Here is a 23679-nt window from a genome sequence, read left to right on the forward strand (position 1 = left end):
ATGAACGACCACGACTCGCTACGCCGCACGGTAGTTTTTGCGTTGGCCAGCTCGCCGTTTCTGGCGCGGGCCAGCACGGACGCCAGCGACGAGCGCTCTGCACCTTCCGGCTCTCGCACCTTGGTGGCGTACTTCTCTCGTTCCGGCAACACGCGGGTCGTGGCCGGGCTTATCCAGCGCGGCCTGGGTGCTGACCTGTACGAAATTCGCCCTGCCACCGCCTACCCTGAGGACTACCTGCAAACGGTGGAACAGGCGCGCCGGGAGCGCGATAGCGGCTTCGAGCCGGCACTGGAAAGCAGGGTCCACAACTTGGACGCGTACGACACCCTGTTTCTCGGCTTTCCCATCTGGGGTGAAACCATGCCCCCAGTGGTGCGCGCGTTTCTTTCGGCACATGACCTTGCGGGCAAGACCATCATTCCATTCAACACCCATGGCGGCTATGGCTTAGGCAACAGCCGTGCCGTGCTCGACCGTCACGCACCCAAGGCCAAGGTGCTGGTGGGGTTCGTGATGGAGGGCGAGCAAGAGCGCAAAACCATGGAGTGCGTGAACGAATGGATAAGCGACAGCAACTTCAAACGTTAAACGTGCGACGCAAGTCATCGACCCGCTGCGCCCCCCCATTTCCAACTAGGAGACACCAATGAAAACCCGCATTTTGGGCAATGGCCTGGAAGTGTCCGCACTCGGTCTTGGCTGCATGAACATGACTCAGGTCTACGGCCCGGCCGCCGACAAGCAGGACATGATCAAACTGATCCGCACCGCCCACGAACGTGGCGTGAACCTGTTCGACACCGCCGAGGCCTACGGACCGTTCAGCAATGAAGAGCTGCTCGGCGAGGCCCTGCAGCCAATCCGCGACCAGGTGGTGATCGCCACCAAATTCGGTTTCGACATCGACTTGATTTCCGGCGCCCGAGGGGCTGGCCTCAACAGTCGACCGGAGCATATCCGCGCAGTGGCTGACGCCGCGTTGAAGCGCCTGCGCACCGACCGTATCGATCTGTTCTACCAGCACCGTGTCGATCCTGCGGTGCCCATCGAAGAGGTCGCGGGCACAATCAAAGACCTGATCGCTGAAGGCAAGGTAAAACACTTTGGCCTCTCTGAAGCCGGTGTCGAGACTATCCGCCGCGCACACGCGGTGCAGCCGCTGTCTGCGGTGCAGAGCGAGTACTCGTTGTTCTGGCGTGGCCCTGAGCAAGAGCTGCTGCCCGTGCTGGAGGAGTTGGGCATCGGCTTCGTGCCGTTCAGCCCACTTGGCGCCGGTTTTCTCACCGGCAAGATCGATGAGAACACCCAGTTTGATGCATCGGACTTCCGTAACTTCGTACCGCGCTTCTCCGTAGAGGCACGCAAGGCCAACCTGGCGTTGGTCGAGGTGGTGAAAGCAGTCGCACAGCGCAAAAATGCCACGCCTGCCCAAGTGGCCTTGGCTTGGCTGCTGGCACAGAAGCCTTGGATCGTGCCAATCCCCGGCACCACGAAACAGCATCGCCTTGATGAAAACCTTGGCGCTATCGAGCTGGAATTGAGCCGCGATGAGCTGCGTGCGATCCGTGAGCAGATCTCGCAGGTCCAGGTCCTCGGCGAACGCCTGCCTGAGGCCGTACTGAAGATGACTGGGCTTTGATCCCTTCCCTGCCAGGAGTTACGGCTATGAACCCCCTGATCGCCCCACTGGTTGCCCTTTCGCTTATGGCTGGCGAAGCCACAGCCGAGGACACCAAGGAAGTTCGCGTCACCCGTGTTGGCACTCAGCCTTCCGTTCAAGGCCCTGCTGACAACTTCACCGGCACCGTGCGGGTTGATGGCCTATTCAAGGGCGATGCTCCCGCACGCATTGGCGGCGGTACAGTGACCTTCGAGCCTGGAGCACGCACGGCTTGGCATACCCATCCGCTGGGCCAAACGCTCATCGTCACCGCTGGCGTGGGCTATGTGCAGCAGGCAGGCGGCCCCCGCCAGGAAATTCGCCCAGGCGACACCGTATGGATTCCGGCCAACGTGCGTCACTGGCATGGGGCTACCGCTACCACAGCTATGACCCATATCGCGTTGGCAGAATCTCTGGATGGCAGCGCCGTGACCTGGGGCGACAAGGTCTCCGATGCCGAGTACGGAGGCGCGCCAAAATGACTGCATCGATCTTGCGTGCCCTGAGATATCGCGAAACCCGCTCCATTGCCGCTTTCCTGGCATTGTGCCTTGGCTTGGGGGACGTTCCCGGCGTTGTCGCCCAAGAAAGCGTGGCACCGTCTACCCCAGCCAATACAGCACCGCCCTCCGAAGCATTGTCGAGCAGACAACAGGCCATTCCATTGATCGCTGCGTTTATGGCATCCAGCGACATTCCCCGCCTTAACCAGGCGTTGAATCAAGGATTGGATGCGGGCCTGACCATCAGTGAGGCCAAGGAAATTCTGGTGCAGCTCTATGCGTACGCGGGCTTCCCACGCAGCCTGAATGCGCTGGGCGAACTGATGAAGGTCGTTGATGCGCGCAAAGCGCGAGGTATTCAGGATGTAACAGGACGCGAACCCAGTCGGCCCGCCCCAACGGGCCAGGAATTGGTTGAGGTCGGTACTGTTAACCAGACCCGCATATCCGGTGGAGCGGTGAAAAGTCCGGTGTTCGACTTTGCGCCGGTCATCAACCAGTACCTGCAGGCCCATCTGTTCGGCGACATCTTCGAGCGTGACAACCTGGACTGGCAAAGCCGTGAACTGGCCACCGTCGGCGCTTTGGCTGCAACGCCGGGTGCCGAGCCGCAGCTGCGCTCCCATATGCTGGCGAGCATGCGGGTCGGCCTGAGTGCTGGCCAACTGCGCCAGGTGACCGAAATACTCGCCAAACACGCAGACGAAGCAGTCGCCACGCGTGCGAGTGCGGCGCTGACTCAAGCCCTTGCGGCGTCGGGTAGTTGAACATGAAGAGCACAAGGAACGTTCTGACCCTCGCTATCACGTGCCTACTTGCCGCCTGTGCGGCGCCTATCAGCAGCCCTGGCAACACCGCCGCGCCATTGCAGATTCAGGAGCAAGGCAGCTTCGCCGCCGGCGGCACCCTGATCACTGCACAGGGTACGTTCGACCCGCGCAAACCCATGGCGCCCGATGGCCAGACCTACCATGGCGATCACGCCTATGTGTTTTACCAATTGCCGGTCAACGCGCGAAAACTGCCGATCGTCATGTGGCACGGTGCCGGCCAGTTTTCCAAAACCTGGGAAACCACAGCCGATGGCCGCGAAGGCTTCCAGAACATTTTTCTGCGCCGTCAGTTTAGCGTGTACCTGATCGACCAACCCCGCCGCGGTAACGCCGGTCGCAGCATGGTAGAGGCAACGCTCAAGCCCACGCCGGACGAACAGCTGTGGTTTAACCAGTTCCGCATCGGTTTGTGGCCCAACTACTTTGATGGCGTGCAGGTCGCGCGCGATGAGCAAACACGCGACCAGTTCTTTCGCGCCATGACCCCCAACACAGGTCCGTTCGATATGGACGTGGTTTCCGATGGAGTATCCGCTGCGTTCAACCGGATCGGCCCCGGCATTTTATTCACTCACTCCCAGGGCGGCGGCCCCGGCTGGCTCACCGCGATCAAGAACGACAAGGTGAAAGCCATCGTCGCGTTCGAGCCGGGTAGCAGCTTTGTCTTTCCTTCAGGAGAGGTTCCGGCACCGATACCCAGCGCTTTCGACACGGTGCAAGGCGCTGAGGTGCCGATGAGCCAGTTCATGGCATTGACGCGGATTCCGATCCTGATCCTCTACGGTGACAACATTCCTGATCACGCCATCGACCTACCGGCCCAAGACAGCTGGCGGGCCCGACTCGCGATGGCGCGGCTGTGGCGCGACAGCGTTAACAAACACGGCGGTGACGTGAAGCTAATTCATCTTCCGGAAATTGGCATCAAGGGCAACACGCACTTTCCTATGTCAGACCTGAACAACATTCAGATCGCGGACTTGGTGGCCAAGTTCCTTGCCGAGAAACATCTGAATTGATCTGGAATGCAGGCCTGCCGAATCAGAAAAAAACCTGCTACTTCACACTTCAATCGTTTGGAGAAATCGTATGAGAAACACTGTTCTCAAAGCCACTTTTATGGCCGCGATGATCGGCATTTCGGCCGGCAAGAGCATGGCGGCTGACTACAAGAAGAACCCGTTCACGCTGGTCTATGACGGTGCGATTACCAAGAATGAGCCGGGCAAGGTCAACATCCATCCGGTGACCTACAAGCTCAACGGCCTGGACATCGTCGCCAACGTTTACACCCCGGCCAGCTACGACCCGAAAAAGGCCTACCCCACCGTTGTGGTGGCGCACCCTAACGGCGGTGTGAAAGAGCAAGTCGCGGGGCTGTACGCGCAGCGCCTGGCCGAACAGGGCTACATCACTATTACCGCCGATGCGGCCTATCAAGGTGGCAGCGGCGGCCAACCGCGCAGCGTCGACAAACCAGCCAACCGTATCGAAGATATCCACGGCATGGCGGACTTCATTACCCAGTACGCCGGAGTTGATGCTCAGCGTCTGGGCCTGCTCGGCATCTGCGGCGGGGGCGGTTACTCCCTGGCCGCTGCCGAGACCGACAAGCGCTTCAAATCGATTGCCACAATCAGCATGTTCAACTCAGGCCGTGTGCGCCGTAACGGCTACGTCGACTCCCAACTGGACACCATACAGGATCGCCTCAAGCAAGCGTCTGAGGCACGCGCCCTGGAAGCTGCCGGTGGCGAGGTTCGTTACTCGGGCGATGCCAACCTGACCGATGAGCAGATTGCCAAATTGCCGTTTGATCTCTACCGCCAAGGTTACGAGTACTACTGGAAAACCCACGCGCACCCGAACTCGACCTTCAAGTACACCACCAGCAGCTTGCTCGACCTGATGCGCTTCGACGCTACCAACCAAATCGAACTGATTGGCCAACCATTGTTGATGATCGCCGGCACCAAGGCCGATAGCCTGTACATGACTGAGGATGCATTCGCCAAAGCCACTGGCACCAAGGACAAAGAGTTCTTCAAGATTGAAGGCGCAACCCATATCGAAACCTACTGGGTACCCAAATACGTCGACGCCGCACTGAGCAAACTCACGCCGTTTTACGCAAGAACCCTCGCGAAGTAACCATTGATACATGTTGAGAGGATTGCAACTGTCTCGAAGCACTCGAGACATGGTTAGATAGGACAATTCAGCGCACCTTTATGAAGGGTCCTCATCAATGTCCCGCGCCAATCTCAACGATCTGCAAGCCTTCGTGATCATCGCTCGCGAAGGCAGCTTTACCCGCGCTGCTGCTCAGCTAGGCGTTTCGCAATCTGCAATTAGCCACACCATGCGCGCCCTTGAATCGCGCCTTGGTGTGCGCCTGCTGACTCGGACAACGCGCAGTGTATCGCCCACTGAAGCGGGTTTGCGCTTGTACAAGTCCATGGCTCCACGGTTCGAAGAGATCGAATTGGAATTGGCGGCAGTCAGCGAGTTTCGCGATACCCCGTCGGGCACCGTACGCATTTCAGCGTCCGAACATGCAGCCAACAACATTCTCTGGCCAAAGCTGTTGAAGGTGCTTCCTGGCTATCCGGATATCCACGTGGAAATCACCGTGGACTACGCCCTCTCCGACATCGTCGCCCAGCGCTACGATGCTGGCGTACGACTGGGCGACCAAGTGGCAAAGGATATGATCGCCGTACCTATCGGCCCTCGGCTGCACATGGCGGTAGTGGCATCACCCGAATACTTCCGCAAGTACACCCCACCTGAAGCCCCTGCAGATTTAGCGGCACACAACTGCATCAACCTGCGCTTGCCAACCCACGGTAGCCTGCTGCAATGGGACTTTGAAAAGGGCGGCCACGAGCTCAAAGCACGTGTCGAAGGTCAATGGACATTCAATAGCAGCGTGCCGATTTTGCGCGCGGCGGTAGCTGGCTGTGGTTTGGCTTTTTTGCCGGAAGACATGGTAGCGAAGGAAATTGCCGAGGGAGCGTTGGTTCGGGTGATGGAGGATTGGTGTCAGCCATTTCCTGGCTACCATCTCTACTACCCCAACCGGCGTGAGCAGTCGTCAGCGTTCGGCGTCGTGGTTGATGCGCTGCGGCATGAACGCTGAGTTTTCCATTCGCATAGCGATCGGCGGCAGATCGAAAATGTCTGCTTTTGGTGATTTATGACCTTCGCCTAGCGGTTGAACTGCCAGGATTTTCCTAGGCGATAAGTGAGTAATTGCATGGTCAGCAAATAGTAATAGCGCGTCGATTCAGTGCGCTGGTTTAGGTGGTGAGTCAAAAACCACGCAAGGTGTTTTCTCTGCCAAGTCCATGGATTGTCGCGTTGCCAGCGCTCAGCGACTGCTGTTTGGATAGTCTTCGCCTGACGCAGGTGGCGTTGGCGTGTGGTATGTGACCCAGTCAAGACGCTCGCCAGGAAGAGCTCCATATCGAATGCCGTGCTCATGCCCGACCACCAATATACGCCGATACCACGCCGATGCGGCCGTGCCCCAGCTCATAGCTGATTTGTAAACGTGCCTCTCGATCAAGGCGCGGATCGAGGTGCCTGCACCTGCCACCGTTGATGGGCGCTAGGTAATGGGTGATCTGCTCATAGCGTTCGCACGCATAGGCCGCCCGTAATTCGTGGAAGCCATTGAGGTTGTGCTGATGGAGGATGTCCCGGGCAGGGCGGACGATTTCCCGTTGAAAATCGAGGTAGCTCTCGTTTTGTGCAAGCAGGTTGTGGCTACCGCCAGGCGAGACCTGTTCGGCAAATCTCAGCGCATCACGAATATGATCATCTACTGTGATCCAGCGGGGTGCCGACGCACCTGAACGGCCACCCTTAGTGCCATTCTGGATGTTGATTTTTCCATATTGTTCGGCCTCACGTTTGAGGCGCGGAAGGTCGGCCAAGATAGTCTCGCGCAAGCGCATACCGGTTGCTCGCGCCAACTGAGCGATGGCCGCGGCGCGCGGCATTTGGTGTTCGCAGAGCACGTCGACGATCCGCTTCACGTGTTCGCGGTCTTGGCCTTGCGGCACCGAACGACGAACACTGGTGCGCCGCATTCCCAGGGCCTTGCTCGGACTCGGCACCTTCACATACTGATCACCGCGAAGCGCGGCCATGGGTCGGTTCACGCTGGACAACCGATTTTGCGCGGTGGCGATGCAGATAGCCCCTTGTTCAACTTGCTGCCGCAGATGTCCGGCGTAGTTTAGCAAGGTCTGCCGATCAATTTTTCGCGCATCGTTAAACCCGGGACCATCCTCCGACCGACACCAGCGTACAAACGCCTGCCACCGATCACTGTGCGCTTTGACCGTGCCATAATGACCGCCGCCAAAAAGATCACGCAGTGCCTGCGGCCCGGCATAGCTCAGCTGCCGGCCATAGCCGAAATTGCGCCCATCCCGTCTACCGACCAATGCCATGATCAAACTCCTCTCGAAGCCAAACCCTTAAAACCTTCCCCACGTCATCCCGCCACGGAAGTTGAGTGTTATCAGGGATCAAGGCCCCTGCGACCTGTGAGGGTTGTCCACTAACGCGGGACTGGCGGCTCCTTACGACCGGGAGCATGGGCATCTCATGATCTGGCCTCCTGAGCACTTCCGAAGAAGTGGGCGGGTGGAGGCTGCACTGACTGACGAGACCAAGCGCCGCGAGATCCTGAGTCGGGTGAAGGCAGTGGTGCGATGACCGGGGCATGCCTGACTGTCAGTCAGGTGCAGTCCATTCCGTGGGCTGCGGCACCATCATCTGCATCGCTGTTGCTGGTGACTTCGGTGTTTGTCACGCCGATTGTCACGAGGGGGAATGCCGCAAAGCCTTGTACGAGTTGGGCTGCAGCAGCGGTAGGAGCGTTCGTCTCTTCCAGGAAGTAAGAGACGAACGCAGGTTGGCGCAGTGAAATGGCCAAGCGGATAGGTTGCTGCAGGGCAGGAATGTAGAGGTATGAGTTGCCGCAGTGGGCACTCTGGTAGAAGTAGGCATCCATCACATCGCTGTGACTGTGCGAGCCGCCGGACGCTAATCGCACTTGGGGGAGAACCACCACTGAGTGGCGTAGCCTCAAAGGTTCTGGCTACCTGGGTTGCTGTCAACGACAGCACTTGTACGATCTTTTCTACGCCCACGGATAGACAGGGTCAAGGCTCGATTTTCCGAGAACTCTGCGGCTGAAAATGACATTAGCCGTCTATGGAAGTTCGTGGTTTCCAAAAGACGATTGCGGGAGTTTTAAGATTTTTTAAGTGAGGTCCATCCAAAGAGGGCGGCTTTGCAGCCCTCTTTGGATGGACCTGCGTGGACAAGCGGATCACCGAGATATGAAGACCGATCGCTTACTCGGTTGCGCCATGTTTTGCTTTTAGTCGAGTGACGTTCACACCCGTCTGATTGGCGAATTCGCGTGGGCTGACATGCTCCTGCTGATTAGCCTCAAGGTAGCGACTCCACCAGTTCATGATCAGCCTGCGCTCCTCGATGAACTCGGCCTTGTGGATGTAGGCCGCTCGGACGTTGTTGCGCTCCTTGTGGCTCATCTGCCGCTCGATGGCTGTATCCGTCCACAAACCCGACTCGATCAGTGCGCTGCAGGCCATCGAACGAAAGCCATGGCCGCAGATCTCAGTTTTGGTGTCGTAACCCATCTTCCGAAGCGCGCTGTTCACAGTGTTTTCGGACATCGGTTTCCAAGACTTGGTATCGCCTGCGAACACCAAGTCAAATTTGCCTGTGATTGCGTGGATCTGCTCGAGTAGGGCGACCGCTTGCGGTGATAAGGGTACAAGGTGGATGTCCCCGGCCATCTTCGTACCCCTTGTGGAAAAGGGTACGCCTTCCAACGCTGGTCGCGTGTCGGGTATTTCCCAGACGCCACGCTTGAGGTCGAACTCGCTCCAGCGGGCGAAGCGCAGCTCGCTGGAGCGTACAAACACGTGCAGCGAGAGTAAGACCGTCAGCCGGGTAAGTGCGCGGCCTTTATAGGTGTCGATCCGTTCCTGCAATTCAGGCAAGCGCGATAAGGATAAAGCGGGGCGGTGGACGACTCGCGAGGCTTTGATCGAGCCTACGAGGTCATACGCAGGGTTCACGGTGATAAGCCGGAGGCGCTTTGCTTCGCGCATGATGCTCTGCAGGTAGTTTTGTACCCTTAAAGCAATGTCTATCGTTCCGCGCTTCTTGATCGCTTCCAAGGGCTGCAAAAGGTCGTGGGTGTCTAGGTCGACAATGGCGCGGGCGCCGATTAGCGGGAAGAGATGGGTTTTGAGGCGGCTCATCACTGTCTTGGAATAGTCTGGTGCCCACTTGGCTGACATTTCCGTGTGCCAGCCGAGGGCAACGCTTTCAAAGGTGCGGCCTTTGATCAGGGCTTGCGTCTTGGCTTGGTTCTTGGCTCCTATGGGATCAATGCCATCCGCCAGCATTCGCTTGACCTCCAAGCGCTTGCGGCGCGCATCTGCGAGGCTAACGATGGGATAGTTGCCGAATGAGGTCAGTCCTTCCCGGCCATCAGGTTTAACGTATCTGAGACGCCAGCCTTTGCGGCCATTGGGTTGGACGAGAAGGTAAAGGCCGTCGCCGTCGAAAAGCTTGTAGGCGCGGTCTGTGGGCTTGGCCGAACGGCAAGCGGAATCGGAGAGTGGAGCAGTGGTGCGCGACATAAGGGTACTCCCTATTATCGAACTGACCTTTATCCCAAACTCTACCCTTAAAACGGCTGGTACCCACCGGAATCCGACGGAACGCCAAAACGAAAAAACCCGCCAGAAGGCGGGTTTTTCGGGTGGTTTAGAGATTTTGGAAGCCTTCTCTGGAACCTTGTCTGGCTCCACGACCTGGACTCGAACCAGGGACCCAATGATTAACAGTCATTTGCTCTACCAACTGAGCTATCGCGGAATGCGCCGTATGTTACTGATTGAAAAGGAGAAGTCAAGCATTACGTAGCATTTGGCCGGTTTCATTCGGATGACCGGTGACGCCCTACTGCGTCGGGCTGGCCATTTCCTTGGCCAAATCCAGCCAGGCGCGTGCCGCCGGTGGCAGGTGGGCACTGGCGCGCCAAGCCAGGGCGATGTGCCAGTCGGTGTGGGGTTCGTCCAGGGGGATCAAGGCGATGCCGGCGTGTTGGTGCTTGTGCGCCAGCATGCGGGGCAGGAACGCGACGCCCAGGCCGGCCGCTACCAGGTCGACGATAAAGTCGATCTGGCCACTGCGGGCGGTGACTCGGGGCGTTACGCCCTTGCGCTCGCAGGCAGCCATGATCAATGCGTTCAGGGCGAAGCCGGCTTCGAACAGGATGAAGGGTGAATCCGCCAGGTCGGTGAAATCGATGCGAGTGCGCTGGGCCAGTGAGTGGCCCATGGGCAGTACCGCCATCAGTGGTTCATGACGCACAGGCTGGTAATCGAACCCCTCGTCCACCGGCAGCAGCAGGGCCGCCAGGTCGACCTCACCGGCTTCCAGGCATTCGCGCAGTGTCTTGCTGCCGTGCTCGGTCAGTTCGATATCGATGTCTGGATAGCGACTGCGATAGGTGGTGAACATCGCCGCGAACAGCACGCCACATCCTACCGGCGGCAGGCCGATGCGCAGCACACCGCGCTTGAGGCCGCGCAAGTCGTTGATCTCGGCAACGAGGTCATGGTGCTCGGCAAGCAGCACCAGGGCACGGCGGTAGGCAATTTCGCCGGCGGCGGTGAGTTCGTTCCGGTGGCCAAGGCGATTGAGCAGTGGCGCGCCGAGTTCCTCCTCCAGGGTCTTGACCGCCTTGCTCACCGTGGATTGGGTCAGGGACACCACATCGGCCGCTTGGGAGAACCCTCCCTGGCGCACCACTTCGACAAAGGCACGCAATGTGCGCAGGTTCATCAGCATTCCTTTAGCGACTGGGTAGTAGTGATAAAAGTTGTTTTTATCATGCCAGATGTTTGCTTATCGTGGCGCCACCTTGCCCGTGGAGTCACCCTAAATGATCATCTCGTCTGCTGCCGATTACCGCGCAGCCGCCAAGCGCAAGCTGCCGCGCTTTCTGTTCGACTATATCGATGGTGGCGCCTACGCCGAGCACACAATGCGCGCCAACGGCTCGGACCTGGCCGAGATCGGCCTGCGCCAGCGCATCTTGCGCAACGTTGATAACTTGAGTTTGAAGACCCGCGTCTTCGGCCAGGAACTGGCTATGCCCGTCATCCTCAGCCCAGTGGGCCTGACCGGTATGTACGCGCGACGCGGAGAAGTGCAGGCCGCCAAGGCAGCGGCGAACAAAGGCATCCCGTTTTGCTTATCGACGGTGTCGGTGTGTTCGATCGAAGAAGTGGCCTCCCAGAGCCCGCAAGCGATCTGGTTCCAGCTCTATGTGCTCAAGGATCGCGGTTTTATGCGCAATGCCCTGGAACGGGCACAGGCCGCCGGCGTGACAACTCTGGTGTTCACCGTCGACATGCCCACCCCAGGCGCACGCTACCGCGATGCGCACTCGGGCATGTCCGGGCCGTATGCATCGACGCGGCGGATGTTGCAGGCCGTGACCAAACCGCAATGGGCATTGGATGTCGGCTTGCTCGGCCGCCCTCACGATCTGGGCAATATCTCCACGTACCTGGGCAAACCCACCACCCTGGAAGATTACGTGGGCTGGCTGGCGAACAATTTCGACCCCTCGATCAGTTGGAAAGACCTGGAGTGGATTCGCGAATTCTGGAAAGGCCCGATGATCATCAAGGGCATCCTCGACCCGCAGGACGCCAAGGATGCGGTGAGTTTCGGCGCCGATGGCATCGTGGTGTCCAACCACGGCGGGCGTCAGCTGGATGGCGTGCTGTCCACCACCAAGGCGTTGCCACCGATTGCCCAGGCAGTGGGCGATGACTTGACGGTGCTGGTGGACTCCGGCATTCGCTCCGGGCTCGACGTGGTGCGCATGCTCGCCCTGGGGGCCAAGGCTTGCCTGCTGGGACGCTCGACGGCGTATGCGCTGGCCGCCGAGGGCCAGTCTGGCGTGGAGAACCTGCTGGATATCTTCGCCAAGGAGATGCGCGTGGCCATGACGCTGACGGGCGTCACCGCGATCGACCAGATTGACCCCAGCACGCTGGTTCAGCCTGCCAAATAACCGGCGCCATACGGCAATGGCTGTTTTGCGTGTTAAAAACAGCCATTGATTTATAAGGAGTTTAATTAAGTTAAACGAAGTGGCATGAATCTCGCTCTAACCCTTCCCACGCAGGTTAAGCGATGACAAGACGTGCGGCAGTGCCCAAGGGTTATAACCCATGACAAAGCGGTCTAAACTGTTTCCAATGTTTTACGGAACTGAAGGAACAGTAAGACGCTTGGCACTCGCCACTCTCATCGAGCCTGTAAGACAGCTAAGTGCTTAGAGGCCGATTGCTTATGAAAACACCCACCCAGACCCACGCAATCGACTTCGACACGGCCAAATTGCAACGCCTGGGCTTTGGCCAGCCAACCTCTCTGCCGCGCCGCCCCACCACCACTGTCCAGCTTCGCCAGCAACTGGGTCAGCAATTGCAGGTCAGCTTGGAACCGGAGCGTATCCTCGGCCTGTTCTTTCGCGAGATCCAGCGTCTGGTACCCCTTGATGCCCTGCTGTACCGCCACCAGGCCAGTGATCTGCGCCTGGAGTTTGGTCATCGCGGCCATCATTCGGTCAGTTATGCCCTCAGTCACGAAGGCGAGCACTTGGGTGAACTGGTGTTCCGCCGCAACCAACGCTTGGTGGAAGAAGAGCTGAGCCAACTCGAATCCCTGCTGGCCACCCTGCTCTACCCGATGCGCAACGCCCTGCTCTACCGCGCCGCCACCCGCAGTGCGCTACGCGACCCGCTGACCCAGACCGGTAACCGCGTCGCCATGGACCAGACCCTGCAACGGGAAATCGATATGGCGCGGCGGCACCTGAACCCGTTGTCGTTGCTGATGCTGGACATCGATCACTTCAAACAGATCAACGACACCCATGGGCATGCGGCAGGCGATAACGTGCTGCGCGCGGTCGCCACAGCGATCAAGGCCCAGTTGCGTAACGTGGACATGGTGTTTCGGTTTGGCGGGGAAGAGTTTCTGATCCTGCTGTCCAACACCGGCCGGGATGCCGCGGCGATGGTTGGCGAGCGTCTGCGCCAGGCGACGCAGGCCCAGGACTACTGGGCGGATGACCTACGCATCGAATTGACGGTGAGCCTGGGCTGCTCGACCTTGTTGGCGGGTGAGTCTGCCGACAGCCTGTTGCGCCGGGCCGACAATGCGCTGTACGTGGCCAAGCGCGAAGGCCGTAACCGCTTGGCAATGGCGGGGTAATGACCCCGCCATTACGCTGACCTTATGCTTCGCTGGCCACGCGAACCGGGCGTTCACGCACCGCCATGACCGCAGGTTTGTCTTTCTCCAGGCGCATGCAGCTTTCCAGGAACAGGTACATGTAGTCGTAGCTCTTGCACACGGCCTGGCGCAGCTCTGCCTGCAGCGCCTTGGTCGGGTTCATCCCGGCCAGGGTGCAGATGATTTCCAGCGCTTCCCACGGGTGGGCGTCGTCGTACTGGGCGTGCATCTTCAGCCATTTCATCGCGCGCTTGCGGTCTTCCTCGGGGAAGGCGGCAGCGTAGACGCCGGTGGAACATACCACCGCGGACCACTCCCCGGTCGCCCCCTCGATTGCGTAGTTGGTCGCGGCAATCGCCACGATCAGCGAATCGGCCGAACTTGTGTGCCAGCACCAGTGGCTCAGTGCATGCAACTCCGGCGGTACGTTCTGCGCTTGCAACTCTTCGAGGCTGACGCCATGGGCGCGGGCCCAATGCACCCAATAGTCGGCGTGGTTCAGTTCCACGCGAATGTTGCGCATCAGCCACCGCCGCGCCATGTCCTCTCCAGGATGACGGGCAAACTTGGTTTTGGTGAGGTTCTGTGCCATGTACAAGGCAAACTGTTCAACCACTGGCCAGCCACCAATAAGGTAATGGCGCATGGTCTTGGCGCTGAGCGTGTTATCACGCATGCGCTGGTACAGTTCGTGCTCGACAACTCGGCGCTTGCTCTCACTACAGTCCTGGATCAGTCGTTGTGCCCAGGCGGGGTAACTTGAGGCTTCCATAAGCGGGCCGGTTCGGTTGAAGGTGTCGATCACTGTAAGGCTCCTTTTTAAGTGTGATTGTACAGACCAGCAAATGTTTCAGCGGAATGTGCCGGGCGCCTTGAATAACAGGGGCTGCGGCCGCACAGGTCGACACTGCAAGCTATCAGGGGTAAACAACTGCGGGCGTTCAATCACGTAGCCCTGAGCGTAATCCACACCAATCTCGAGTAACGCCTGTTCAATGAGCGGTGTTTCAACAAACTCGGCAATTGTGCGCTTACCCATGACGTGGCCGATGTGATTGATCACTTCGACCATGGCGCGGTTAATCGGGTCGTCCAGCATATCCTTTACGAAACTTCCATCGATCTTCAGGAAGTCTACAGGTAAATGTTTCAGATAAGCGAATGAGGACATTCCGGCACAAAAGTCGTCGAGTGAAAAATGGCAACCTAACGCTTTGAGTTCATTAATAAAGCGAATTGCACTACCCAAATTGGCAATAGCGCTGGTCTCAGTTATTTCAAAACAAATCATTTCCGCAGGAATGCTGTAAGCCGCGAATTTGTCACGTAGAAACCCCAGGAAATCGTCATCGCCAATGGTTATTCCCGACAGATTAATCGCACACATGGCCATGGGCTGGCCCGGACGCTCATGCATGCAGCGGGCGATGATCTTGAACACGTTCTCAACCACCCAGCGATCCAGCGAGGTCATCAGGCCGTAACGTTCGGCTGCCGGGATAAAGCTGTCCGGCAGAATGATCCGACCGGCCTCATCATGCAGGCGCAGGAGGACCTCGATATGTCCGTTACCGGGGTCCGTATGGCCCAAGGCTGCGATTTCCTGGGCATACAGGCAGAAACGGTTTTCTTCCAGGGCCATGTGCAGGCGCTGCACCCAGGCCATCTCGCCGAAACGCAAGGACAGCTCAGAGTCATCGGCATGGTAGACCTGCACGCGGTTGCGGCCCTTTTCCTTGGCCATGTAGCACGCCATATCGGCGGCCCGCAGTGATGTCTCCAAGGTGGTCGGCGCGTGTGAGAGGTGCACCAGGCCAATGCTGACCGTGGTCATGAACGGCCGCCCCTTCCACACAAAATGCAGGCTTTGCACGGTATGGCGCAGGCTTTCGGCGATTTTTTCCGCCACCGGCGCCGGGCAGTTCTCCAGCAAAATACCGAACTCATCGCCGCCCAGTCGCGCCAGCGTGTCACCCTCCCGCAGGTCAGATTGCAACAAGGCGCAGATGTGGCGCAGCAGTTCGTCGCCTGCCGCATGCCCGCAGGTATCGTTGACCAGCTTGAACTGGTCCAGGTCGAGGAACATCAAGGCGTGGCGCCCACTTTGCTGGCGCGCGGCCTGTTGCAACACCTGCTCCAGGCGGAATTCGAATTCGCGGCGGTTGGCCAGGCCGGTCAGGGCATCGTGGGTGGCTTGCCACGACAGATTGGCAATGTACTGGCGCTCCTGAGTCATGTCGTGCAGCACCAGCACCGCCCCGCTGACCTTGCCGGCGCTACGGATCGGCGCGCCCACCAGGGTCACCGAGACCGTGCTGCCGTCCAGGCGCTGAATGGTTTTGGAGTGTTCACTGCCACCGCTGAGCTGGCCTTTGGTGATGTGCTCGATCAGGGTAAATCCATCGGGCTGGGCGTCTTCATCCAGCAAATTGAACAGCGAAGCCAGGGGCAGGCCCTGGGCCTGGGACGATTTCCAGTGGGTCAGCGCCTCGGCCGCCGGGTTCATGTAGGCAATGGCACCATTGACATCAGTGGTGATCACCCCGTCCCCGATCGATTCCAGAGTGATCTGCGCCCGCTCCTTTTCCAATTCCAGGGCATCGGCGAACGCATGACGCTGGCGCAGTAACTTATGGGTGCGCAGCAAAGCCAGGGCGATCAGGCCCAGGGCCGTGGCCAGGTTGGTAATCATCAACAGCCGCAGGATAAATCGCGAACCTTCGCCCAGGGCATCACTGAACGCCTTGGCCGCCGGCGTCACGCCGTCGTTGATGGCAAAGATCTGGGCTTTCCATTGCCGCACAGCGTCGCCGCTGACCTGGTGGGTGGTGATTGCGCGGTGCATCGTCTGGGCCAGGTCATCCAGTTGCACCAGGTAGCCATCCCCCACGGTCCACAACTCGATGGCTTTTTCCAGGTAACTGAAATGGCGAAAGTTGAGGTACAACCAGATCAGGCTGGAGACATCATCCGGGTGGTTGCCCCCCTTGAGGATCCCCAGGCGTGCGGCGGAGAGATCGGGCGTGGGCCGGTCCAGGGCGATACGCAACTCATGCCCGCCCTGGGGCACGGCGATGGCCTGCTGGTATTTGAGGAAGGTGGCTTCGTCACGATTGTCGGCGTACAGGGTCAGGTAGTAGATGGCGTCCTTCTGGCCTTTTGACCACAGGCTTTCGCCGGCCACATAACCACGCACGGCCGAGAGTACGTAGAGACTGACACTGCCCAACAATGCCTGGAACAGCACGACGGCGATAAATGGCCAGACAATGCCCAACAACCGTGGCGTTCCGAGAGTCCGCTTTTGCTTCATGAAGTCCCTTGCACATGCACAGCTGAAAACGCACGCGAACATCCGCTCCTGATAGCACAGCGTAGGCTAAATCAACGCACTTGTTGCAGGTGCCCGTAAAGTTTGGCGTACAGGCCGCCGTCGGCGATCAGTTGCTGATGGTCGCCATCTTCGGCGATATGCCCACCATCGAACACCAACACCCGGTCTGCCTGCTTCACTGCTGACAACCGGTGGGCAATGATCAGTGTAGTACGGCCACTGAGAAACCGCGCCAACGCCTGGTGCAGGTTGTACTCGGTGGCGGCGTCCAGGGCGGAGGTGGCTTCATCCAGGATCACCACTTTCGGCTCGGCCAACACCATGCGCGCAATCGCCAGGCGTTGCCGCTGCCCGCCGGAGAAGCGCACGCCTGAGCGACCGACGATACTATCCAAACCCATGGGCAGCGCCTTGACGGTCGCATCCAACTGGGCGATTTCAAGGGCCTGCCAGCACGCCTGGTCCGTACGACTGCGCCCCATCGTCAAGTTGGCCCGCACGGTATCGTTGAACAGCGCCGGGTGTTGCAACACCACCGCGACGTTCTCGCGAATGGTCTCCAGGCCGATTTCCTGCTGGGTGGCGCCGCCAAAACGAATGCTGCCAGCTTGCGGCGTGTAGAGCCCCAGCAGCAGTTGCACCAGGGTACTTTTGCCGCCGCCACTGGCGCCGACGATTGCCACCTTCTCCCCCGGCTCGATGGCCAGGTTCAATTGATCGAGCACCCGTTCTTCGCCATACCCGAACGTGAGGCCGCGCACTTCAAGGCCGACCGTCTCGCGCCCGGCAAACGGGTCCTGGCCGCCGGCATATTGCGGCTCATCGGCGCGTGCCAGCAGTTCGTTGATCCGCGTCAGCGCCCCGCCCGCCGCGTAGTAGGCGTATTGCAGGTTCAATAACTGCTCCACCGGGCCGATCATGAACCACAGGTAGCTGAATACCGCGAGCATCTGGCCGATGGAGAGGTCGGAGAACAGCACCGTCAGCATCGCTGCCGCACGGAAGATGTCGATGCCGAATTGGAACAGCAAGCCACTGGCGCGGCTGGAGGCGTCGGTTTTCCACTGGGAGTGGATGGCGTAGTCCCGCACTTCCTGGGCACGCTGGCCGAGGCGCCCGAGGAAAAAGCCCTGGCGGTTACCGGCGCGCACTTCCTGAATGGCATCGAGGGTTTCGGTCAGCGCCTGGGTAAAGCGCGAGGTGCTGTCATTTTCCAGTTTCTTCAGGTGTTTGACGCGCTTGCCCAGCTGCACCGTGGCGTAGATCACCAGCGGGTTGAACAACAGGATCAGCAGCGCCAGTTGCCAATGCATCCACACCAGGATGGCCGACGTGCCCACCAGGGTGAGCATCGCCACCAGGAAACGGCTGAGGGTTTCACCGACGAACTTGTCCAGCGTATCCAGGTCGGTGACCAGGTGCGTGGTGACCGTGCCGCTGCCCAGGCTTTCGTATTCCCCCAGGGAAATACGCTTGAGCCGTTCGATCAGGCGCACGCGGATGCGGTAGACGATGTCCTTGGCCAGCCGGGCAAACAAACGCGCCTGCACCACGTTGAATACCAGCGCACCACAGCGCAGGGCCAAGGTCACCAGCAGCATCAAGCCGATATACCCAGCGGCCTTTTGCCAACCCAGGGGCAACGCGTGGTTCATCACCTTGAGCGCAGCATCGCCGTGGCCCAACAGCACTTCGTCGACCAACAGCGGCAACAGCAGCGGAATAGGCACGCTGCACAGGGTCGCCAGGACGGCGACACCGTTGGCGATCCACAGGGATTTCTTGTGACGCAGGGCCAGGCGGCGGATCTCCGCCCAGGTCAAGCGGTCGACACGAGGGGTGGGCGTTAGGTCGGGCTGATCATGCACAGGCAGCTCGCTCCAGCCATCGGGCGAGCAGAGGCGACAGCTCGGAGAGCGGCTGGTAGCCATTGGTCAGCAACGCCAACTGGCCATTGCGCTCGGCCAGCAGCGTCGGGAAACCGGCGATCCCCAGGTCCTGTACCCAGGTGAAATCGGCGGCGGTAGCGGCATGCTGCTCGGCGCGGTCAAAAGCGCCGGCAAACTCGATACGCGGGATACCGGCCTCCTCGGCCAGTTCCACCAGCACACTGGCGAGGGTCACATCGCGCCCCTCGACATAAAATGCATGCTGGATCAGGCCCAGCAGTTTCCACGCGCAATCCGGCGCCAGGCTGCGCGCAGTGACAATCGCACGGCACGCCGGCTCCGTGTCGTAGACAAAACCGTCGGGCAGCGCGCCTTCGAACGTGAACGTCTGCCCGGTGGCGTCGGTGACCGCCTGCCAGTGTTCCAGGATATAGCGCCGGGTCGTCGGCTCCAGCGCCGCGCCGCTGCCGGTGCGCAAACCGCCCACCACCAGGTGCAGCTCCACGCCGGCCGCCTGGGCCTGCTCAACCAGCGCCTGCGCCACCGGGGCAAAGCCCCAGCACCAGGAACACATAGGATCCATTACATAGAGCAGGCGCGCGGACATGGCTCAGGCCTCGGAAGGAGTTTGCTTGTAGTTGAAGCCGATCGGGTGCGGCATATTGCGGGCCTTGGCCAACTCAATCTGCTTTTGCCGGTCGATCGCGCTGCGACGGGTTTTCTCCGGCAGCTTATCCCAGCAATGTGGGCAACTGATGCCCGCCACATAGTGCTCGGATGCGCGGTCTTGCACGCTCACCGGTGTGCGGCAGGCATGACATTGATCGTAGTCGCCTTCGCTCAAGTCGTGGCGCACGGTGACGCGATTGTCGAACACAAAGCAGTCGCCCTGCCATTTGGTCTCTGCCTGCGGCACCTCTTCGAGGTACTTCAGGATGCCGCCCTTGAGGTGGTAGACCTCATCGAAGCCTTCGCTGAGCATGTAGCTCGAGGCCTTTTCGCAACGAATGCCGCCGGTGCAGAACATGGCGACCTTCTTGTGCTTGGCCGGGTCGAAGTTGGCTTTGATATAGTCGGGAAATTCGCGAAAACTGGTGGTTTTCGGGTCTATCGCGCCTTCAAAAGTGCCGATGGACACTTCGTAGTCGTTACGGGTGTCGATCAACAACACTTCGGGGTCGCTGATCAGCGCGTTCCAGTCCTGCGGATCGACGTAGGTGCCGACCTTCTTGTTCGGGTCGACGCCTTCGACGCCCAGGGTCACGATCTCTTTCTTGAGCTTGACCTTGGTGCGGTAGAACGGCTGCTCGTCGCAGTACGACTCTTTGTGGTCGATGTCGTCCATGCGCGGGTCGTTCTTGAGCCAGGCCATCAGGCCGTCAATGCCTTCGCGGCTGCCGGAAACGGTACCGTTGATGCCTTCTTCGGCGATCAGCAAGGTGCCTTTGATGCCATTGTCGACCATCGCCTGCAGCAGGGGCTCGCGCAGCGCAACGTAATCTTCGAGGGTGACGAACTTATACAGTGCCGCCACGACAATCGGTTGAGTCATGGGTGTTCTCTCCAGGTGGCTACCCTCGTAAGGGGTGAACCGGATGCAAAAAAAACGCGCCGGCTAAGCGGCGCGTTGCGGATTCTAGCAAATGCGAGGTGTCAGAGACACCCGGTCATCAGCCATGGCCGCCGGCGCAGGTCGGCGAGGCCGGGGCTGCGTCGATTTTCGCCCACTCTGCGGGCGTGTAGGTATGCAGCGCCAGCGCATGAAACTCGCTCATCAGGTCACCCAGGGTGGCGTAGACCTTCTGGTGGCGCTTGACGCGGTTGAGCCCCTCGAACTGCTGGCTGACCAGCACGGCCTTGAAGTGGGTCTGCAACCCACGGCTGTGCATATGGCTTTCGTCCAGCACGCTCAAGTGCTCCGGGGCCAGGGCGGCAAGTGCCGTTTCGATACGCTGTTGCATGGTCATTCCTGCTTACTTCTTCTTGGCCGGTGCGGCGGCTTTAGGCGTCAGCTCGTTGGTCATGTCTTCCAACAGCTTGTTCACCACCGGCACGGCGCTTTCCAGTTTGGCCTGGGTCATCTGGGCCGATTGCTGGGTCAGCTGCGGCATTTTCTCCAGGACTTTCTTGCCCAGTGGCGACTGGTAGAACGCAACCAGGTCCTTGAGCTCGGATTCGCTGAAGTTGCTGGTGTAGAGCTTGACCATGTCCGGCTTCAGTTTCGGCCAGCCGATGGCTTGGTCCAGGGCAGCATTGGCCTTGGCCTGGTAGCTGTCCAGTACGGACTGTTTGGCGGCAGGCGCCTTGGTCTGTTCGAAACGCTGGGCGAACATTTGCTGCACTTGCATGTACACCGGGGTCCCCAGCTTGTCAGCGTGGGCCAGGGTAAGGAAGGCTTCGGCACTGGCGTTGTGGCTGGCGGTATCGGCAAAAACCTGGCCGCTGGCGCAAACCAGAGCAACCGCGGTACAGATGGCACGAAGACGAGTCATCGAGTTTCCTTTTCTAGCAGGCGAGGTAAGACCCCAAGGGCGCCCATTCTGCGCCTAAAAAACGCCCCGGCTCAACCCCGAGCCTTAGCGGGCGCGGATTGCCGTGAATGAATCCGATGAAAAGTCTTTTAGGGAACCCCCCGGGCCGATCACAGCCTAAACTGCGCAAACGAACCTGAAGGAGTGTGCCCGATGAGCCGTATCGAAACCGACAGCCTGGGAGAAGTCCAAGTCCCGGATGACGCTTACTGGGGCGCCCAGACCCAACGTTCGCTGGTGAACTTCGCTATCGGCGAACAGCGCATGCCCCTGGCGGTCCTGCACGCCCTGGCCTTGATCAAGAAGGCCGCTGCCCGGGTCAACGACCGCAATGGCGACCTGCCCGCCGATATCGCCCGCTTGATCGAACAAGCCGCCGACGAAGTACTGGCCGGCCAACATGACGACCAATTCCCCTTGGTGGTGTGGCAAACCGGCAGCGGCACCCAAAGCAACATGAACGCCAACGAAGTGATCGCCGGCCGCGCCAACGAGCTGTCGGGCAAGACCCGTGGCGGCAAGAGCCCCGTACACCCCAACGATCACGTCAACCGCTCCCAGAGTTCCAACGACTGCTTCCCCACCGCCATGAGCATCGCGGCGGTTCAGGCGGTCAACCAGCAATTGCTGCCGGCGATCACCCACCTGTCCGGCGGCCTGGCGGAACTGTCGGCACGGCATATGAAGCTGGTGAAGACCGGTCGCACTCATATGATGGATGCCACGCCGATCACCTTTGGCCAGGAACTCTCGGCGTTTATCGCCCAGCTTGATTACGCCGAGCGCGCGATCCGCAGCGCCCTGCCCCAGGTCTGCGAGCTGGCCCAGGGCGGCACCGCCGTGGGCACCGGGCTCAACTCGCCCCATGGCTTTGGCGAAGCGATTGCCGCCGAGCTGGCGGCACTGTCGGGCTTACCGTTCGTGACCGCCCCCAACAAATTCGCCGCCCTCTCCGGACACGAACCCCTGGTGACCTTGCACGGTGCGCTGAAAACCCTGGCCGTGGCCCTGATGAAAATCGCCAACGACCTGCGCCTGCTCGGCTCCGGCCCCCGCGCCGGGCTGGCGGAAGTCAAACTGCCAGCCAACGAACCGGGCAGCTCGATCATGCCCGGCAAGGTCAACCCGACCCAGTGCGAAGCGCTGTCCATGCTGGCCTGCCAAGTACTGGGCAATGACGTGACCATCGGCATCGCGGCGAGCCAAGGGCATTTGCAGTTGAACGTGTACAAGCCGGTGATCATCCACAACCTGCTGGAATCGATCCGCCTGTTGGCCGACGGCTGCAATAACTTCCAGGAGCACTGCATCGCCGGCCTGGAGCCCGACGCCGAACAAATGGCCGAGCACCTGGAGCGCGGGCTGATGCTGGTCACAGCGCTCAACCCGCACATCGGCTATGACAAGTCAGCAGAAATCGCCAAGAAGGCCTACGCCGAAGGATTGACCCTTCGGGAAGCGGCGCTGGACCTGGGCTACCTCACCGACGCAGAGTTCGACCAGTGGGTACGTCCGGAAAACATGCTGGGCGCCTAAGACGCCATGCGTAGCCGCCGGGCCTTGAGCCCGGCGAGCAACGACGGCGCCAGCGCAACCGCCGCCGACCCCATGACCACCACCAACGCGCCGAAATAGCCCAAAGCATTGATCTCTTCGGCCTGCACATAGTTGGGCCACAGCCACGCCGCCAACGCCACCGCGACAAAGGTCACCAACGGCGTCAGTGCCAGGGTTGCACTCACCCGCGAGGCTTCCCAGTGGGCCAGGGCTTCGGCAAATGCGCCGTAGGCCACCAGTGTGTTCATGCAACACGCCAGCAACAGCCAGCCTTGCAGCGGGCTCAGTTGCAGGGCCTCCAGCGGATGCGCCCAAGGCGTCAGCAGCACGGCGCACGACAGGTAGATCACCATCATCACTTGCAGCGAATTCCAGACGGTCAGCAACTGCTTCTGGCCCAAGGCGTAGAACACCCAGATCGACGTGGCGAGCAGGATCGTCAGCACACCGGCGGTATAAGCGCCGAGGGACGTCAGCAGTTCCTCCAGGCGTTGGTTGAAGAACAGACCGAAGCCGACGATCAGCACCACCAGGCCCACGCTCTGACCCACGCTGAAACGTTCCTTGAACACAAACACGCTGGCGATCATCAGGAAGATCGGTCCCATCTGCACCACCAACTGCGCGGTGCCGGGGCTGAGCAGTTTCAGGCCCACCAGGTACAACACGTAGTTGCCCACCAGGCCGCACACGGCCATTGCCACAAGCCAGCCGCCTTTGGGGCCGAGCACTTTACGACTGGGCAGGCGCTTGGTCGCGGCGAGGTACACGAAGAGGCAACTGCCGGCCACCATCAGGCGAAACCAGGTGACGGTGATCGGGTCCATCACCTGCAATACTTGCTTGAGCTTGATCGGCAGAATGCCCCAGAGCAGCGCGGTCAGCAGGGTCAGGAAAAAACCGTAGACCCAGCGGCCGGAAGAGATGTGCATGAGTGCCCCAGAAAATGCCAGAGGTGGAGGAGCGGCTATTCTAGGGGCAAGTGG

At 59.9% G+C, this 23679-nt stretch carries 23 protein-coding genes and 1 tRNA gene; 10 read left to right on the plus strand and 14 right to left on the minus strand.

Annotation, left to right across the window (positions count from 1 at the left end; genetic code table 11):
• The 7 genes from QU606_RS25805 (at position 1) to QU606_RS25835 (ending at position 6144) form a co-directional block, all read left to right on the plus strand.
• On the plus strand, positions 1-591 hold the full coding sequence (locus tag QU606_RS25805) for a flavodoxin (RefSeq protein ID WP_236309684.1): 591 nt from the start codon (positions 1-3) through the stop codon (positions 589-591).
• A 58-nt stretch (positions 592-649) separates the two neighbouring features.
• Positions 650-1642: an aldo/keto reductase gene (locus QU606_RS25810; RefSeq protein ID WP_169878013.1), complete on the plus strand. Its 993-nt coding sequence runs from the start codon at positions 650-652 to the stop codon at positions 1640-1642.
• A 26-nt stretch (positions 1643-1668) separates the two neighbouring features.
• The gene (locus QU606_RS25815; RefSeq protein ID WP_304997783.1) at positions 1669-2148 is read left to right on the plus strand and encodes a cupin domain-containing protein; all 480 of its coding nucleotides are present in this window, start codon (positions 1669-1671) and stop codon (positions 2146-2148) included.
• On the plus strand, positions 2145-2936 hold the full coding sequence (locus QU606_RS25820; RefSeq protein WP_236383515.1) for a carboxymuconolactone decarboxylase family protein: 792 nt from the start codon (positions 2145-2147) through the stop codon (positions 2934-2936). The genes QU606_RS25815 and QU606_RS25820 overlap by 4 nt, the downstream gene beginning before the upstream one ends.
• A gap of 2 nt (positions 2937-2938) precedes the next feature.
• Positions 2939-4021, plus strand: coding sequence for an alpha/beta fold hydrolase (locus QU606_RS25825; RefSeq protein WP_304997784.1), 1083 nt, complete (start codon positions 2939-2941; stop codon positions 4019-4021).
• Between the two features lie 70 nt (positions 4022-4091).
• The gene (locus QU606_RS25830) at positions 4092-5153 is read left to right on the plus strand and encodes an alpha/beta hydrolase (protein WP_169878017.1); all 1062 of its coding nucleotides are present in this window, start codon (positions 4092-4094) and stop codon (positions 5151-5153) included.
• A 97-nt stretch (positions 5154-5250) separates the two neighbouring features.
• Positions 5251-6144: a LysR family transcriptional regulator gene (locus tag QU606_RS25835; protein ID WP_169878018.1), complete on the plus strand. Its 894-nt coding sequence runs from the start codon at positions 5251-5253 to the stop codon at positions 6142-6144.
• Between the two features lie 68 nt (positions 6145-6212).
• Here the strand turns inward: QU606_RS25835 and QU606_RS25840 are convergent, their stop codons facing one another.
• From QU606_RS25840 to QU606_RS25865, 6 genes are all read right to left on the minus strand, one after another.
• Complete coding sequence (locus QU606_RS25840) at positions 6213-6488, minus strand: hypothetical protein (protein ID WP_236380697.1); 276 nt, start codon at positions 6486-6488, stop codon at positions 6213-6215.
• A complete protein-coding gene (locus tag QU606_RS25845) occupies positions 6485-7465 on the minus strand; it encodes an integrase domain-containing protein (protein ID WP_304997785.1) in 981 nt (326 codons plus the stop codon). The genes QU606_RS25840 and QU606_RS25845 overlap by 4 nt, the downstream gene beginning before the upstream one ends.
• Before the next feature lie 290 nt (positions 7466-7755).
• The gene (locus QU606_RS25850; protein WP_169878021.1) at positions 7756-8031 is read right to left on the minus strand and encodes a hypothetical protein; all 276 of its coding nucleotides are present in this window, start codon (positions 8029-8031) and stop codon (positions 7756-7758) included.
• A 346-nt stretch (positions 8032-8377) separates the two neighbouring features.
• Complete coding sequence (locus QU606_RS25855; RefSeq protein WP_304997786.1) at positions 8378-9700, minus strand: integrase arm-type DNA-binding domain-containing protein; 1323 nt, start codon at positions 9698-9700, stop codon at positions 8378-8380.
• 162 nt (positions 9701-9862) lie between these two features.
• Positions 9863-9938: transfer RNA gene (locus tag QU606_RS25860), tRNA-Asn, on the minus strand.
• Between the two features lie 84 nt (positions 9939-10022).
• The gene (locus tag QU606_RS25865) at positions 10023-10910 is read right to left on the minus strand and encodes a LysR family transcriptional regulator (protein ID WP_024076600.1); all 888 of its coding nucleotides are present in this window, start codon (positions 10908-10910) and stop codon (positions 10023-10025) included.
• A 100-nt stretch (positions 10911-11010) separates the two neighbouring features.
• Between QU606_RS25865 and lldD the strand changes: the two genes are divergently transcribed.
• Together lldD and QU606_RS25875 are read left to right on the plus strand one after the other, a co-directional pair.
• Positions 11011-12153, plus strand: coding sequence for an FMN-dependent L-lactate dehydrogenase LldD (gene lldD, locus QU606_RS25870; protein ID WP_069076150.1), 1143 nt, complete (start codon positions 11011-11013; stop codon positions 12151-12153).
• Between the two features lie 281 nt (positions 12154-12434).
• Complete coding sequence (locus QU606_RS25875) at positions 12435-13361, plus strand: GGDEF domain-containing protein (protein WP_304997787.1); 927 nt, start codon at positions 12435-12437, stop codon at positions 13359-13361.
• A gap of 22 nt (positions 13362-13383) precedes the next feature.
• Here the strand turns inward: QU606_RS25875 and QU606_RS25880 are convergent, their stop codons facing one another.
• From QU606_RS25880 to QU606_RS25910, 7 genes are all read right to left on the minus strand, one after another.
• On the minus strand, positions 13384-14154 hold the full coding sequence (locus QU606_RS25880) for a TenA family transcriptional regulator (RefSeq protein WP_205896045.1): 771 nt from the start codon (positions 14152-14154) through the stop codon (positions 13384-13386).
• A 78-nt stretch (positions 14155-14232) separates the two neighbouring features.
• A complete protein-coding gene (locus QU606_RS25885) occupies positions 14233-16695 on the minus strand; it encodes an EAL domain-containing protein (RefSeq protein ID WP_150095469.1) in 2463 nt (820 codons plus the stop codon).
• A 71-nt stretch (positions 16696-16766) separates the two neighbouring features.
• Positions 16767-18584 (minus strand): ABC transporter ATP-binding protein, encoded by a 1818-nt coding sequence (locus QU606_RS25890; protein WP_069076148.1) that lies wholly within the window; start codon positions 18582-18584, stop codon positions 16767-16769.
• Positions 18577-19212 (minus strand): DsbA family protein, encoded by a 636-nt coding sequence (locus QU606_RS25895; RefSeq protein WP_024076606.1) that lies wholly within the window; start codon positions 19210-19212, stop codon positions 18577-18579. The genes QU606_RS25890 and QU606_RS25895 overlap by 8 nt, the downstream gene beginning before the upstream one ends.
• A gap of 3 nt (positions 19213-19215) precedes the next feature.
• Positions 19216-20157 carry a rhodanese-related sulfurtransferase gene (locus QU606_RS25900; protein ID WP_024076607.1) on the minus strand — a complete coding sequence of 314 codons (942 nt, stop codon included), beginning with the start codon at positions 20155-20157 and terminating at the stop codon, positions 19216-19218.
• Between the two features lie 118 nt (positions 20158-20275).
• Positions 20276-20572 (minus strand): BolA family transcriptional regulator, encoded by a 297-nt coding sequence (locus QU606_RS25905; protein WP_024076608.1) that lies wholly within the window; start codon positions 20570-20572, stop codon positions 20276-20278.
• A gap of 6 nt (positions 20573-20578) precedes the next feature.
• Positions 20579-21097 carry a DUF2059 domain-containing protein gene (locus QU606_RS25910; protein WP_010567461.1) on the minus strand — a complete coding sequence of 173 codons (519 nt, stop codon included), beginning with the start codon at positions 21095-21097 and terminating at the stop codon, positions 20579-20581.
• A gap of 192 nt (positions 21098-21289) precedes the next feature.
• Here QU606_RS25910 and QU606_RS25915 point away from each other — a divergent pair, with 192 nt between their 5' ends.
• Positions 21290-22672: a class II fumarate hydratase gene (locus QU606_RS25915; protein ID WP_041160987.1), complete on the plus strand. Its 1383-nt coding sequence runs from the start codon at positions 21290-21292 to the stop codon at positions 22670-22672.
• Here the strand turns inward: QU606_RS25915 and QU606_RS25920 are convergent.
• Complete coding sequence (locus tag QU606_RS25920; protein ID WP_024076610.1) at positions 22669-23625, minus strand: DMT family transporter; 957 nt, start codon at positions 23623-23625, stop codon at positions 22669-22671. The two genes, QU606_RS25915 and QU606_RS25920, sit on opposite strands and share 4 nt — an antisense overlap.
• Positions 23626-23679 lie beyond the last annotated feature (54 nt).

The organism is Pseudomonas sp. OVF7, assembly GCF_030644265.1.
GTDB lineage: Bacteria > Pseudomonadota > Gammaproteobacteria > Pseudomonadales > Pseudomonadaceae > Aquipseudomonas > Aquipseudomonas gorinensis.